The following is a 13,907-nucleotide window of genomic DNA, read 5'->3' as shown; positions in this document are numbered from 1 at the left end:
AATCCCTATCTCTCCGCCATTTTTTTATTTTTTGGAGAAATACTCAAGTGGCTGAAGAGGCGCCCCTGCTAAGGGCGTAGGTCGGGTAACCGTCGCGAGGGTTCAAATCCCTCTTTCTCCGCCAAGATATATTTAAAAATCGGATTCTTAAGAATTCGTTTTTTTTGACTCAATAAGGTATAATAAAATCAAAAAATAATTATTGAAATCATGAGGATTCTATGTTATCATGTAATAGTTATTTAAATAACCTTTTGGGGTGTTAGTTAAATGGATATAACATACGGCTACGGACCGTATATTGCGGGTTCGATTCCTACACACCCTGCCATATTTAGTCATTGCAGTTAATTTGCAATGGCTTTTTTATTTTTATATAAATATATAAGAGGGATATGATAAATTTCGACTTTAAATGTAGGAAAATTCATATATAATAATTATATAACGAGTTTATGTATGTAAATTATTATATAATTTAACTAATTTGATTATAGGTAAATATATTTAATGTTAATTACATAATATGTATAATGTGTATTTAGTATAGATTTTTACGCACGATAATTACTATATAAATTATTAATATATGGGGGTATATTTATGATTAAAAGAAAGTCTGATAAGACTTTAAAAAAAAGGAAACATAGTTCATTTAATTTAAAAAGTACATCTCAAAATATAAGCAAAAGTATTAAGAATGCATTTAGTAAAATTGCAATTAGACATAAAAATTCCATTAGTAAAAAAATTAGAACTAGTAACAAAATAGATAAGGATAAAATTAATGATATAAGTAACAATATAAACAGTATAAAATCCACAGCTAAGGTTTATAAAGAAGGAAAATTACAGGTTGAAGGAACTAGTGTTAAAAGAAAAATATTAATTAGTATGATAGGTCTTACAATAGTATCAATGATAATAACTAGTACAATTATGTACATAAACTCTTCAAAGACGATTTCAAGTCAAAGTACAGAAAATATGGAGGGTATAACTACATCATCTATACAAACTATATCTGTTATGATGGATAAAGTTACTAATGAAGCTTTTGCTCTATCAAATTCTAAAGATAATCTTAATGTCTTATTAAATTATGCTCAGAAAAAAAATAGTAAAGAAGATGTTAAAAATATAAATGAAGGCTTTAAGTCATATATATCTAGTAATAAACATGTAGACAGAATATCATTAGTTAGTCCAGAAGGTGATATAGTAGCTGATAGTGAAGAAGCATTAGTTGGAGCTAATGAAGTTGATAATTCTTATCACAGTACTAGTTCTAGTGGGGGTAAGTGGATAAGTAATACAATTAAATCCGTTGCTGGTGATAAAGGAGTTTTAGTATTTACATATCCTGTATTAGATAAAGCTAACTATAGTAAATGTGTAGGATATATAGCATTACATGTTTATGCTGAAAGTTTTTCTACCTATATTGAAAATATAAAAATTGGACAGATAGAAAATAGTTATGCATATCTAATTGATGAAAAAGGAAATATAATATATCATCCAAACAAAGAAAAAATTGGACAAACAATAGATATTCCTGAAATAAAGGATATAGTAGATAAGGCTATGAAGGGAAGCAATGTAGAAGTTGGATCTGTAGAGTATAAGATAAATGGGAATAAAGTAATGTCATCTTATGGATTAGTACCTAGGACAAATTGGATTATGGTTATAGATGTTAATAGTAATGAAATAAGAAAACCAGTAATAACAATGGTTAAACAAATAGCATTAGTAGCATTAGCTATAGTTATTATAGGTTCTATTATAATAATGGTAATGGCAAGTGTAATTATAAATCCTATAGTGACTGTTGCCGCTTTAGTTAATAAAACAGCTAAATTAGATTTAACTAATGATAATTTAGCTATAATTAAGTCTAAGGATGAAATAGGTCTTATATATAGATCTATTATAAATATGAGAGAAGTGTTAAGGGAAGTTGTTGGAGATATTGCAGCAACTACTGAAGTATTAACTAATAATGCTAATATAGTAGAAGAATCTACGGAGTCATTAAAAATTAAAGCAGATGAAACATTATTTGAAACTGAAAGTGTATCATCTGGTATAGAAGAAACATCAGCAACTTCTCAAGAAATTGCAGCATCTTCTACTGAAATGATTAAGAGTGTACAGAATATAGCTAGTGAAGCATTAGAAGGGTATGAAATAACTAAGGATATTCTTAAGAGAGCTCAGGGTATAAAAGCTAGTGCTATAGAATCTAAAGAAAAATCCAATGATATTTATAATAGTGTAAAAAGTGAGTTGGAAGTTGCTATAACAAGTTCTAAGGAAGTTAAGCAGATTGATAAGTTAGCTGATTCTATACTTAAGATAACTCAACAAACTAATTTATTAGCTTTAAATGCTGCAATAGAAGCTGCTCGTGCAGGAGAAGCAGGAAGAGGATTCTCTGTAGTTGCAGATGAAGTTAGAAAGTTAGCTGAAGAGTCTGGTAAAACAGCAGCAGATATACAAAGAATAGTTAAAATAGTAAATAAATCTGTAGAAGAATTGGCTCTTAGTGCTGGGCGCATGAGCAATTTCATAGAACAACAAGTAATTAATGATTATGATAAAAATATAGAGCAAGGAGCTTTATACGAAAAAGATGCAGATCAATTCAACAACTTTATGAATGAGTTTAGCAGTGAAGCTGCAGTACTAAATCAAGCTATAGAAGGAATTGTTACTGCCATAGATGAAGTATCAGTAACTGTTACAGAGGGAGCTATGGGAGTATCATCTATATCATCTAAAACTATGGATATAGTAGGAAATATTGAGAGTATAAAAAGTACTGCTATAGAAAACAAGGAAAATGCAGATAAATTAAATAATACTACACTTAAGTTTAGATTATAAAATAAGTTTAGATTATAAAAATAGGAGTAAGAATTTAAATTCTTACTCCTATTTTTTCTCCCATATATACAGAGGTTTCTACTCCTAAATTGCTTTGATAACATATATCTTCATCTAATTTTAATATATTTTCCTTTAGTATAATTATAACTGTTGAGCCACCAAACTTAAAATATCCTTTTTCATCTCCACGGTTAATTTTGGATGATGAGGAGTAGGTTTGAATAATAGAACCAACAAAGGTAGCGCCTACTTCTATGTAGATAACATCATCAAAATTATCACTTTTTAGGATACTATACTCTCTTTTATTTTCTGAAAAAACCTTACTTATATTTTCAAGAGCTATGGGGTTAACTGAGTAATATTTACCCTTTATAAATGTGGATTTAGAACAAGTTCCGGAATCAACAAAGTGAAATCTGTGATAATCAGTTGGGCATAATCTAAATATTAAACAAGTACCATTAGAATAATTCTTACTTAATTCTTCATTTTGCAATAACTCATTAAGGGTATATTTAAATCCTTTAACTGTAAAGCTAGAATTCTCATCAATTTTTTCTATAGCTAATAGTTTACCGTCACAGGGTGAGATAAATGATTCATCATCTTTACAGATATTACGACTGTGTTTTGAAAGTTTTCTATAAAAAAAGTCATTAAAGGAGCTATATTCATCTATATTTTTTTCATATTCATCTATATTTATGTTGAATCTATCTACAAAAGGGTGTATATATTTTTTACTAAGCTTACTATCGCAGCCCATTCCATAGAGCTTACTTAAGAATTTTCGACTTGCAATTTTGGGTATAAAAGTTTTAGCAACCGGGTTACTGTACATAAAATTAAGTATATCTCCACCTGCTACATTTTCTTCACAATAGGTCTTATTTTTTCTATCATAGTATTTTATCACAATATCAACTCCAGATTTATCTTAAATTTAACATAATGATATTATAACAGAAAATATACTAGGTACATAAAGATATCTCCAATTAAGATACATTACTATATCTTAATTGGAGATATTTAAATAAGTTTTATATTACTTCACTATTAGTTAGTTTCCTCATATCATCATTAGATGGCTTTTCACTTCTCTTTTTAAAGAACTCTTCGGCTATTTGTGGGAAGGCTAAGTAAGAAAGAATATCTTCTTCGCTAGTTGTTATATTTTTCAGTTCTTCTTTTGTCTTTTGGAAGGTTGGTTCTAAAGTATCAGCATATCTTCCTTCAATAGGAGTATCATTTCCAAGAGCTTTTTTAAGAACTTCTTCATTTATTTCCCCAGGAGCCTTACCATATTCTCCTCTACAATAAGCTTTAACCTCTTTAAGAACCATTTTATATCTTTCACCGGTTAATACATTAACTGTAGCTTGAGTTCCAACCATTTGACTCATTGGAGTAACAAGTGGAGGGAATCCTAAGTCTTCTCTTACTTTAGGAACTTCTGCAAGAACTGCATCAAGCTTATCAATAGAATTTTGAGCTTTAAGTTGAGAAATCATATTAGATAACATTCCTCCAGGTATTTGGTTTGTAAGTCCTTCAGGCTGAGGAGTTAATACCTTTGGATCTAGTAATCCATCTTCTAAAACTTTTGATCTAACTGGTTTAAAGAAATTATTAATTTGAGTTAAGGTACCTATATTAAGACCTGTTTCAAATCCAGCAGTTTCTAGTGCATGATGCATAGATTCTGTTGGAGGTTGAGCTGTACCACTAGAGAATGAAGAAATTGAACAGTCAATTCCATCTACACCAGCTTCTGCAGCTTTAAAGTAAGCCATTTCAGCAATACCATTTGTGCTGTGAGAGTGTAAAAATACTGGAATTTTAACAGTTTCCTTTATACTCTTAACTATGTCATATGCTATAGAAGGCATTATAAGGCCAGCCATGTCCTTTATACAAATAGAGTTTGCCCCCATATTTTCAAGTTGTTTTGCTAGTTTAGTATAGTTTTTAACATCATGGATTGGACTTACAGTATAAACTATAGTTCCTTGTGCATGAGCACCTTGCTTTATAGTTTCATTCATAGCAACTTCTATATTAGCAAAGTCATTTAATGCATCAAATATTCTTATTATATCCATACCGTGATAAACAGACATTTTAATAAATTCTCTAACTACGTCATCTGGATAGTGTTTATATCCTAAAATATTTTGTCCTCGTAATAACATTTGAAGAGGGGTTTTGGTAACTATTTTCTTTATGTTCTTTAATCTCTCCCATGGATCCTCATTTAAATATCTTAAGCAAGAGTCAAAGGTTGCTCCACCCCAACACTCTAATGAATAATATCCTGCATCATCTAAATCTTTAAGAATAGGTGCAAAATCTTCAAAAGGAAGTCTTGTTGCAATAAGAGATTGATTTGCATCTCTTAGAACTGTTTCGGTTATGTTAATCTTCTTCATTATAAAATCACCTCTGAATTTTTTGTTGCAAAATCACAATATATTAGTATTTTAACATAGATTTAAATAAAAATCTGCAATAAATCATTTATTTTTCTGACAAATATATAAAGTTAAAAGATTTTTTATATTATGTGCATATAATTATGAAAATAATAAATTCTATAGATATATTATTTTAAATAGTTTATATATGTTGATTAATTAACATTAAGAGAATAGGTTCATAGTAAAAATATAGATATTAATCTATTGACGAAGAATAAATATATTATTATAATAGAGATTAGGTAATATGCGCCCGTAGCTCAGCAGGATAGAGCATCCCCCTCCTAAGGGGAAGGCCGGAGGTTCGACTCCTCTCGTGCGCACCAAAACTTAGTAAGGCTTGCTTTACTAAGTTTTTTTTATATATAATAAAGAGGAGTAAGTTATGGATAATTATTTTTTACAACAAGCAATTATTGAAGCTAAGATTGCAAAGAGTAAAAATGAAGTTCCGGTGGGAGCAATAATAGTAAAAAACAATAAAATAATAGCTACAGGTCATAATATAAAGGAAGATACCAATGATCCTACTAACCATGCAGAAATTATTGCAATAAAAAAAGCATCAGAAGCTATAGGGGATTGGAGACTTAATGAATGTGATATGTACGTTACATTAGAACCATGTCCTATGTGTGCTGGTGCTATTGTTCAAAGCAGAATAAAAAGGTTATATATTGGAACCTTTGACCCCAGAGCTGGAGGATGTGGCTCAGTATTTAATATTACTCAAAGTGAAAATTTAAATCATTGGGTTAATATTAAGTGGCTGTATAATGAAGAATGTAGTAATTTACTACAAGATTTTTTCAAGCAAAAGAGAAAGGAGAAACTGTAAATATGGAAGAACAAGCAAAACAAGAGGCATTAAGACAGGCAGTACTAGATAAACATACTAAGGTTTGTATTTGTAAAGTTGTATCTAGAGCAGCTATAAAAAAGGCAATAGCTGATGGAGCTAAATCTTTTGAAGACATAAAAAAGGCAACAGGGGCTGGAACAGGAAGTTGTAAGGGAACGAGATGTAAACATACTATAGAAGAATTATTAAAAGAATACAAATAATTAATTATATAGATTATAATAATATAAAAAGGATTAAGGAGGGGAATAGATGAATCCAGTAGCCATAAGTATATTTGGATTAGATGTTATGTGGTACGGAATTGTAATATGCTCAGGTACCATGTTAGCGCTTTTATTAAGTCAATATACTTGTAAATTAAAAGGGATAAATTATGATGATGTATTAACTATATTCTTAATTGCATTTCCAATTTCCATAATTGGTGCAAGACTTTATTATGTATTATTTGAGTTTGGATATTATAAGGATAATTTGATGGATATATTTAATATTAGACAAGGTGGCCTTGCTATTCATGGAGGACTAATTGCAGCAGTAATAGTAGTGTATATATGTACAAAGAGAAAAAGTATAAAGCTTTCACCTGCACTAGACATGGCAGCACCATGTATTATATTAGCCCAAGCCATTGGAAGATGGGGTAATTTTTTTAATCAAGAGGCACATGGTGGACCTGTAACAGAAGCTTTTATAAGTAAGTTTCCAGAGTTCATACAAAGTGGTATGAATATAAATGGAACTTACTATCATCCTACATTTTTATATGAATCAATTTGGAATTTAGTAGTGTTCTTTATACTATTCTATATGTTACACAAGGTTAAAAAGAATGGAGTTGTATTTTTAACTTATATAGGACTATATTCTATAGGAAGATTTTTCATAGAGGGACTTAGAACAGACAGCTTAATGATGTTTGGGCTTAGAACAGCTCAAATTGTAAGTATTATAGGAGTACTTATATGGATTGTAGGGCTTATAATAATATACAGAAAGAAGAATAGTACAATTACACATATTTAAAAATTAAACCTTTTAGATAATCAATATTTACAAAAAATATTTTATTATCTAAAAGGTTATTTTTTTGGCACTATAAAGATATTTAATCTCTTAAATTAGTGCTACCGGTATTAAGATAAAAAGATAATTTACCTGCTAAATTTTGAAGAGGCATAGTTTGAAGGTATACTTTTCCAGGGCCTGTCAGTGTTGTTAAAAATAAGCCTTCACCACCAAAGAATATGTTTTTTAGTCCCTTAACCATTTCAATATCAAAATTTACACTTGATTCAAAAGCAGCTACATGGCCAGTATCTACTTTTATTCTTTCTCCAGGATTTAAGTTAAGCTCTTCAACGTGACCATCAAATTCTAAAAGAACTGTTCCAGGACCGGTTATTCTTTGAAGGATAAAACCCTCGCCACCAAATAAGCCACTAGAGAATCTTTTTTTAAAATGAATATTAAGATTTACAGAATCTTCAGCTGCCATGAAAGCACCTTTTTGACAAATTATAGATTCATTAGGTTGAAGCTCTTTAGCCATTATTCTACCTGGGACAGAACAGGGGAATGCTATTTTCCCTACATTTCCTGAGCAAGTAAAGGTATTTAAAAATAAGCTTTCTCCTGATAGAGATCTTCCTATACTTTTAAATAGGCCACCTTTCATGTTAGAGTCCATAATTATATTGTCACTCATCCACCCCATAGCTCCTGATTCAGAGACAATTTTATCTCCACTATTTAGGTAACAGATAGCTACTGGCATGGAACCACCTTTAATTTCATAATTAATCATAAAAAACTACCTCCATTCATATTATTTTATGATAAATATATATATATTATTAATTTAAATTGAAAACATTGTTAGTCCTAATGAAATTATACTACAATTGGAATATATTTTTAAATAAGTTTTACTTGAAAGTAATGATTTAAAATAGTATAATAATGAATACACGATATGGAGAGATGTCCGAGTGGTCGAAGGAGCACGCCTGGAAAGCGTGTATAGGGGCAACTCTATCAGGGGTTCGAATCCCCTTCTCTCCGCCATGTCGTACTAGATGGGGAGTTAGCGGTGCCCTGTAACCTGCAATCCGCTACAGCAGGATTGAATTCCTTGCTGAGGTATCAATTTGTATGGTCTGGCCTATATAAGTGGCGTTGATAACTGGGTCCCACGCAATGGAAACTCATGAATCTCGTCAGGTCTGGAAGGAAGCAGCGATAAGTGAGACCTTCCATGTGCCGTGGATTAACCTGGTTTGAGTTAACTGTATAGGTAACGCATATAAACTGATTATCGAAGCAAGGTGTACGACTTTATTTTTTATTTAAGATGTTAAAGACATCTTTTTTTTTATCCTTTTTTAAATAATTAATTTGAAATATAAATTAAATGAGTTAGTCTATATTGAAATATTTTAGACAAACTAGGTATATATAATTGATTACTTAATATAAGTTGGTAAAGAATATAGAATATAACTATGAGAAGTATTATAATAGATAAGATAAGAATTATTTTTGAGTAGAATAAATAATTAAGAAGTATTGGTAGATATATATATATTTACAAATTTTAATGTAAGGAGTGAGGATACATGGGATATAGAGCACTTTATAGAGAGTGGAGACCTAAATTATTTAGCGACGTAGTTGGACAGCAACATATAACTGTAACGCTTAAAAACGCCATAAAAAGCGATAGGATAGCTCATGCATACTTACTATGCGGAACTAGAGGAACAGGTAAAACTTCAACAGCAAAGATACTTGCAAAGGCAATAAATTGTTTAACCCCTATAGATGGTGAACCATGTAATGAATGTGAAATGTGTAAAAGTATAAACCAAGGTACAGCTATAGATGTAACAGAGTTAGATGCAGCATCTCACAACAGTGTTGATAATATAAGGGATATTATTGATGATGTTCAATACCCACCACAAGAAGCTAAGTATAAGGTATTTATCATAGATGAGGTTCATATGCTATCCATTGGTGCAGTTAATGCATTTCTTAAGACATTAGAAGAACCACCAAATAGAGTAATTTTTATATTAGCAACTACTGATCCTCAAAAGCTTCCTATAACAATATTATCAAGATGTCAAAGGTTTGATTTTAAGAGAATAAGTAGTGAAAATATATTTTTAAGGTTAAAACAAATAGCCGATTCATTATCAGTAAACATTGAAGAAAGTAGCTTAAGATTATTATCTAGAATGTGTGATGGAGCAATGAGAGATGCTTTATCAATATTAGATCAAGCTATATCAATAAACAATGTAGTTAGATATGAGGATTTAGTAGATATGTTAGGAATAACTACTAATGACAGCATGGTGACTATAGTAGATAATGTGATAAATCGAGATACAGAGGGATGCATAAGAGTAGTAAATAAATTAATATTGGATGGAAAAGATATTAACTTACTAATTAGGGATTTGATTACGCATATGAGAAATCTATTAATGATAAATGTAAGTAATAACTTAGAAGATGTATTAGATATGTCTATTGAAAATATAGAAAGTATAAAAAATCAAAGTACTAGAATTAGAGTAGAGGAAATCATGAGGTGTATAAGTATACTTCAAGAAGCTGAAGATAGCTCTAAGGGTACAAAGCAGGCTAGAATATATTTAGAACTAGCAGTAATAAAAATGTGTAAGATAAAATATGATACCTCTATGGAAACTATATTAGCTAGACTTAATAGATTAGAGGATAAAATTGCATCAGGGAATATTACAGTACAAAGTACAATAAAAGAAGTAAAGGAAATAAGACCAGAAATAAATCCAAGTATAACTAAAGTTGAAATAAGCAAACCAGTAGAGCTTAATAATGAAAATATAGAATTACCAATTACAGCAGGAGAAAGTAAGCTAAATGTTGAAATTATTAGAAAGTCTTTTAAAGATATTCAAAATATCCTTAAGCAAAAAAATAATATGGTAATAGCTACAGCGCTAATGATGGGAAAAGTTCAGAAATTCAAGAATGGAGTTATTACTGTCGGCTTTACAAAGGAATATAATTTTCATAAACAAAGACTTGAAAGAGAAGAATATAGAAAAATTATAAATGATATATTCTCAGAGGTATTAGATGAAAAGGTTCATGTTATTTATGAAATAGAAAATGATAACATAAATAGGGAAGTTAATAAAGAAAAAATACTATCAGATATATTTCCCGAGGCATTAGTGGAAATATGTGATGAATAAAATTTAAAGGTTTTAATAAATTGATGGTTACATTATAATATAATATTATATACTAGTTATAATGAAATATATTTTTTAGGAGGTATTACAATGGCAAAAGGCGGATTTCCAGGAATGGGTGGAAATATGAATAATTTAATGAAGCAAGCACAAAAACTACAAAAACAAATGGAGGAAGCTCAGAAAGATTTAGAAAATAAAGAGTTTGAAGCATCTGTTGGTGGTGGAGCTGTAACAGTAAGAGTATCTGGTAAAAAAGAATTAAAAGATATAATAATCAAACCAGAGGTAGTTGACCCAGATGATGTAGAAATGTTACAAGATTTAGTTTTAACAGCTGTAAATGAAGCTTTGAAGAAAGCAGAAGAAGAAACTAATTCATCTATGGGAAAACTAACTGGTGGACTTAATATACCAGGAATGTTTTAATAGAGGTGACTAATTTGGATTTTTATCCTATAGCTATAGAAAAACTAATTGAGGAATTTGGAAAGCTGCCGGGGATAGGAAGTAAAACTGCTCAAAGACTTACATTGCATGTTTTAAATCTTCCTAAAGATGAGGTTGAAGAATTTGCTAATGCATTAGTGAAGGCAAGAGGTACAATAAAGTATTGTTCAATATGTGGAAATTTTACTGATAGCGATCCATGTGCTATATGCTCAAATCCTAACAGAGATAAAAGTACAATATGTGTAATTGAGCAACCTAAAGATATAATGACCATTGAAAAAGTCAGAGAATTTAATGGGGTATATCATGTACTTCATGGCACAATATCTCCAATGCAAGGTAGAGGACCAGATGACATAAAGTTAAAAGAATTGATAACTAGGGTAAATAATGATTTAAAGGAAATCATTGTTGCAACAAATCCTAACATAGAAGGTGAAGCAACTGCCATGTATATATCAAAAATATTAAAACCTTTTGGAGTTAAAGTTACAAGAATAGCTCATGGAATTCCAGTAGGTGGAGATTTAGAATATGCAGATGAAGTTACTTTATCTAAAGCCCTAGAAGGTAGAAAAGAAATATAATTGATTTATACAGGAGACTTGTGAGAATAGCAGATATATTTTCACAAGTCTTTTTTATGCGATGACTACCAGCTCTAANNCTTCTTCAAAGTGGGAGTAAAACTTCCTCTGAAACAAATAACTCTGTTTATATAACATACAATTCAAATAACAAGTATATACCATCCATTATATGTCAAAAATATATTTAAGTATATATAATGGAGGTATTATTATGAACAGAGATAAAATAATAGAGACTATACTAGCTAAGAATATTTATACACCTGAGCAGTGTGAAATAATAAAAGGAATACAGGACTCAATAACGGAAATTGAAGTTGCTAGAAGTTGCTTCGATAATGTTAGTGATAAAAGTTTAATAGATATATCTATATATAAAGAAGATGAAGCTAAAGCTAAATATGTATATTTTCTAAACCAAGCAAAGAAAAGTGGAATAACAGTGGGGGTTGATTGTATGATAGAAGAATTAAATTATTGCAATAAGTGGTAATATAAAGTAAAATAACTAATAAATTTATTAATAGATAAAATTATTTAAGAATTAATCATAAGATTTTATTTTAATAATTACTAAAATAATTTTAATTATAAGGGGGATGAAAATGCCAAACATTATATTTTTTATAATAGCTATAGTTGCAATATTTATAATTGGTAAAATATTTGCATGGCCACTAAAAGTTCTATTAAACTTAATTGTTAACGGGATAGCTGGGGGTATATTATTGTGGTTAATAAATTTAGTAGGTGGAAACTTTGGACTAGTAATACCTATTAATGCAATAACAGCACTTATAGCTGGAATACTTGGTATACCAGGGGTGTTATTCTTAATAATATTGAATTATCTTAGATAGGGAAAAGGGAGTGTGGTAAAATAACTTTTTAATAAGTTAGAAGCTGCACTCCTTTTTTAAACTAATAGATATAATTGAGAAAATTAATATGTAAATTTAGAAAAAACAAAAAATGTATTTACAGAATATTTTTAAAATGGTAGAATTTATTTATCAAATGGGGGGTGTATGAATGGGATTTAATGAATTTAAATATGCAAGACCAAATTATGAAAAAATAAAAGAAAAATTAATGGGGCTAATAGATAAAACAAATGAGAGTAACAACATAATCGAAGTTAAAGAGCTTATTAATGAAATTAATGAAATTAGAAATGAAATAGTTACTTTAAGTACTATAGCTAACATAAGATATAGTATAAATACGGAGGATGAGTTTTATAGTAAAGAAAGAGAATATTGGGATGAATATGATCCTCTATATAACGAAATAAACTCAGAATTTTACAAAGTTATTGTAAATAGTAAATTCAGATTAGAATTAGAAAAAGAATTTGGAAAACAATTCTTTAGTATAGCAGAATATAATATAAAATCATTTTCTAAAGAAGTAATAAAGGATTTACAATTAGAAAATAAACTATCATCTGAATATAGTAAACTTATAGCTTCAGCTAAAATTATGTTTGAAGGTGAAGAAAGAAACTTATCTGGATTAACTCCATTTATATTGTCAGAAGATAGAGATATGAGAAGACGTGCTAGTGAAGCTAAATATAAGTTCTTTACAGATAATGAAGCAGAAATAGATAGATTATATGATGAGATGGTTAAGGTTAGAACTACTATAGCACATAAGCTTGGATTTAAAAACTTTGTAGAACTTGGATATGTGAGAATGTTAAGAACTGACTACAATTCAGAAATGGTAAGTAAATTTAGAGATCAAGTAAAAGATTATATAGTACCGATAGCAAATAAACTATATAAAAGACAAGTAGAAAGGTTAGAGTTAGATCAACTTAAATATTATGATGAAAAGTTTGAATTTTTAACTGGAAATGCTAAACCTAAAGGAAATCCGGAATGGATAGTTAATAATGGTAAAAATATGTATTCTGAACTTTCAGCTGAAACTAAAGAATTTTTTGATTTCATGATAGAAAATGACTTAATGGATTTAGTTACTAAAAAGGGCAAGCAAGGTGGCGGATACTGTACTTATATACCAAACTATCAATCACCATTTATATTTTCCAATTTTAATGGTACTTCAGGAGATGTAGATGTATTAACTCATGAAGCTGGTCATGCATTCCAATGTTATAGAAGTAGATGGATTTCTATACCAGAGTGTAACTTCCCAACTTATGAGAGTTGTGAGATTCACTCAATGAGCATGGAATTTTTTACTTGGCCATGGATGAAACTTTTTTTTGAAGATGAAGAAGCTAAATATAAATACTCTCATTTAGGAGATGCTATTAAATTTATTCCTTATGGTGTAACAGTAGATGAATTCCAACACTTTGTATATGAGAATCCAGATGCTACGCCAGATGAAAGAA

Annotated in this window: 13 protein-coding genes, 4 tRNA genes and 1 other RNA gene; 15 read left to right on the top strand and 3 right to left on the bottom strand. The window is 29.6% G+C overall.

Annotation, left to right across the window (positions count from 1 at the left end; all coding sequences use genetic code 11):
* The first annotated feature begins 33 nt into the window (after positions 1-33).
* The 3 genes from B2671_RS07220 to B2671_RS07210 all read left to right on the top strand — a co-directional run bounded on the left by B2671_RS07220 (position 34) and on the right by B2671_RS07210 (position 2,892).
* Positions 34-124, top strand: a tRNA-Ser gene (locus B2671_RS07220).
* Positions 125-256: 132 nt separating this feature from the next.
* Positions 257-331 (top strand) — tRNA-Arg (locus B2671_RS07215).
* Between the two features lie 272 nt (positions 332-603).
* Positions 604-2,892: a methyl-accepting chemotaxis protein gene (locus tag B2671_RS07210; protein WP_346869797.1), complete on the top strand. Its 2,289-nt coding sequence runs from the start codon at positions 604-606 to the stop codon at positions 2,890-2,892.
* A 34-nt stretch (positions 2,893-2,926) separates the two neighbouring features.
* Here B2671_RS07210 and B2671_RS07205 read toward each other — a convergent pair whose 3' ends face one another.
* Entirely contained in the window at positions 2,927-3,814 is an 888-nt protein-coding gene (locus B2671_RS07205) for a phosphatidylserine decarboxylase (RefSeq protein ID WP_346869796.1), read from the bottom strand.
* A gap of 127 nt (positions 3,815-3,941) precedes the next feature.
* Entirely contained in the window at positions 3,942-5,330 is a 1,389-nt protein-coding gene (locus B2671_RS07200; RefSeq protein ID WP_346869795.1) for a pyruvate carboxylase subunit B, read from the bottom strand.
* A gap of 297 nt (positions 5,331-5,627) precedes the next feature.
* On the opposite strand from B2671_RS07200, the gene B2671_RS07195 reads away from it, so the two are divergent.
* The 4 genes from B2671_RS07195 (at position 5,628) to lgt (ending at position 7,269) form a co-directional block, all read left to right on the top strand.
* Positions 5,628-5,704: transfer RNA gene (locus B2671_RS07195), tRNA-Arg, on the top strand.
* Between the two features lie 59 nt (positions 5,705-5,763).
* Complete coding sequence (gene tadA / locus B2671_RS07190) at positions 5,764-6,216, top strand: tRNA adenosine(34) deaminase TadA (RefSeq protein WP_346869794.1); 453 nt, start codon at positions 5,764-5,766, stop codon at positions 6,214-6,216.
* 2 nt (positions 6,217-6,218) lie between these two features.
* Entirely contained in the window at positions 6,219-6,443 is a 225-nt protein-coding gene (locus B2671_RS07185; RefSeq protein WP_346869793.1) for a (2Fe-2S)-binding protein, read from the top strand.
* 49 nt (positions 6,444-6,492) lie between these two features.
* Positions 6,493-7,269: a prolipoprotein diacylglyceryl transferase gene (gene lgt, locus B2671_RS07180; protein ID WP_346869792.1), complete on the top strand. Its 777-nt coding sequence runs from the start codon at positions 6,493-6,495 to the stop codon at positions 7,267-7,269.
* Positions 7,270-7,351: 82 nt separating this feature from the next.
* Here lgt and B2671_RS07175 read toward each other — a convergent pair whose 3' ends face one another.
* A complete protein-coding gene (locus B2671_RS07175; protein WP_346869791.1) occupies positions 7,352-8,050 on the bottom strand; it encodes a TIGR00266 family protein in 699 nt (232 codons plus the stop codon).
* Positions 8,051-8,220: 170 nt separating this feature from the next.
* Between B2671_RS07175 and B2671_RS07170 the strand changes: the two genes are divergently transcribed.
* From B2671_RS07170 to B2671_RS07135, 8 genes are all read left to right on the top strand, one after another.
* Positions 8,221-8,310 (top strand) — tRNA-Ser (locus B2671_RS07170).
* A gap of 2 nt (positions 8,311-8,312) precedes the next feature.
* Positions 8,313-8,578: signal recognition particle sRNA large type (gene ffs / locus B2671_RS07165), an RNA gene on the top strand.
* A 283-nt stretch (positions 8,579-8,861) separates the two neighbouring features.
* Complete coding sequence (gene dnaX / locus B2671_RS07160) at positions 8,862-10,496, top strand: DNA polymerase III subunit gamma/tau (protein ID WP_346869790.1); 1,635 nt, start codon at positions 8,862-8,864, stop codon at positions 10,494-10,496.
* Positions 10,497-10,586: 90 nt separating this feature from the next.
* Positions 10,587-10,925 carry a YbaB/EbfC family nucleoid-associated protein gene (locus B2671_RS07155; RefSeq protein WP_035134633.1) on the top strand — a complete coding sequence of 113 codons (339 nt, stop codon included), beginning with the start codon at positions 10,587-10,589 and terminating at the stop codon, positions 10,923-10,925.
* Between the two features lie 14 nt (positions 10,926-10,939).
* Positions 10,940-11,536 carry a recombination mediator RecR gene (gene recR, locus B2671_RS07150; protein ID WP_150843613.1) on the top strand — a complete coding sequence of 199 codons (597 nt, stop codon included), beginning with the start codon at positions 10,940-10,942 and terminating at the stop codon, positions 11,534-11,536.
* Between the two features lie 214 nt (positions 11,537-11,750).
* Positions 11,751-12,032, top strand: a complete 282-nt coding sequence (locus B2671_RS07145) for a DUF2508 family protein (RefSeq protein WP_346869789.1) — start codon at positions 11,751-11,753, stop codon at positions 12,030-12,032.
* Positions 12,033-12,138: 106 nt separating this feature from the next.
* Positions 12,139-12,399, top strand: a complete 261-nt coding sequence (locus B2671_RS07140; RefSeq protein ID WP_346849257.1) for a pro-sigmaK processing inhibitor BofA family protein — start codon at positions 12,139-12,141, stop codon at positions 12,397-12,399.
* Between the two features lie 172 nt (positions 12,400-12,571).
* The coding region (locus B2671_RS07135) for a M3 family oligoendopeptidase (RefSeq protein WP_346869788.1) at positions 12,572-13,907 on the top strand (1,336 nt) is incomplete at its 3' end.

The sequence above is a fragment of the Clostridium sp. UBA5119 genome (genome assembly GCF_002414285.1).
In the GTDB taxonomy this organism is placed as follows: Bacteria; Bacillota; Clostridia; order Clostridiales; family Clostridiaceae; genus Clostridium_J; species Clostridium_J sulfidigenes.
Note: the sequence above shows the minus strand (reverse complement) of the source record. Positions and strands in the feature narration are given on the sequence as shown.

What these genes read in the sequence shown, in the direction of transcription:
- B2671_RS07210 (WP_346869797.1), top strand. Translation starts at nt 604, where the DNA reads ATGATTAAAAGAAAGTCTGATAAGACTTTAAAAAAAAGGAAACATAGT.
- B2671_RS07200 (WP_346869795.1), bottom strand. Translation starts at nt 5,330, where the DNA reads ATGAAGAAGATTAACATAACCGAAACAGTTCTAAGAGATGCAAATCAA.
- tadA (WP_346869794.1), top strand. Translation starts at nt 5,764, where the DNA reads ATGGATAATTATTTTTTACAACAAGCAATTATTGAAGCTAAGATTGCA.
- B2671_RS07185 (WP_346869793.1), top strand. Translation starts at nt 6,219, where the DNA reads ATGGAAGAACAAGCAAAACAAGAGGCATTAAGACAGGCAGTACTAGAT.
- lgt (WP_346869792.1), top strand. Translation starts at nt 6,493, where the DNA reads ATGAATCCAGTAGCCATAAGTATATTTGGATTAGATGTTATGTGGTAC.
- B2671_RS07175 (WP_346869791.1), bottom strand. Translation starts at nt 8,050, where the DNA reads ATGATTAATTATGAAATTAAAGGTGGTTCCATGCCAGTAGCTATCTGT.
- dnaX (WP_346869790.1), top strand. Translation starts at nt 8,862, where the DNA reads ATGGGATATAGAGCACTTTATAGAGAGTGGAGACCTAAATTATTTAGC.
- B2671_RS07155 (WP_035134633.1), top strand. Translation starts at nt 10,587, where the DNA reads ATGGCAAAAGGCGGATTTCCAGGAATGGGTGGAAATATGAATAATTTA.
- B2671_RS07145 (WP_346869789.1), top strand. Translation starts at nt 11,751, where the DNA reads ATGAACAGAGATAAAATAATAGAGACTATACTAGCTAAGAATATTTAT.
- B2671_RS07140 (WP_346849257.1), top strand. Translation starts at nt 12,139, where the DNA reads ATGAAAATGCCAAACATTATATTTTTTATAATAGCTATAGTTGCAATA.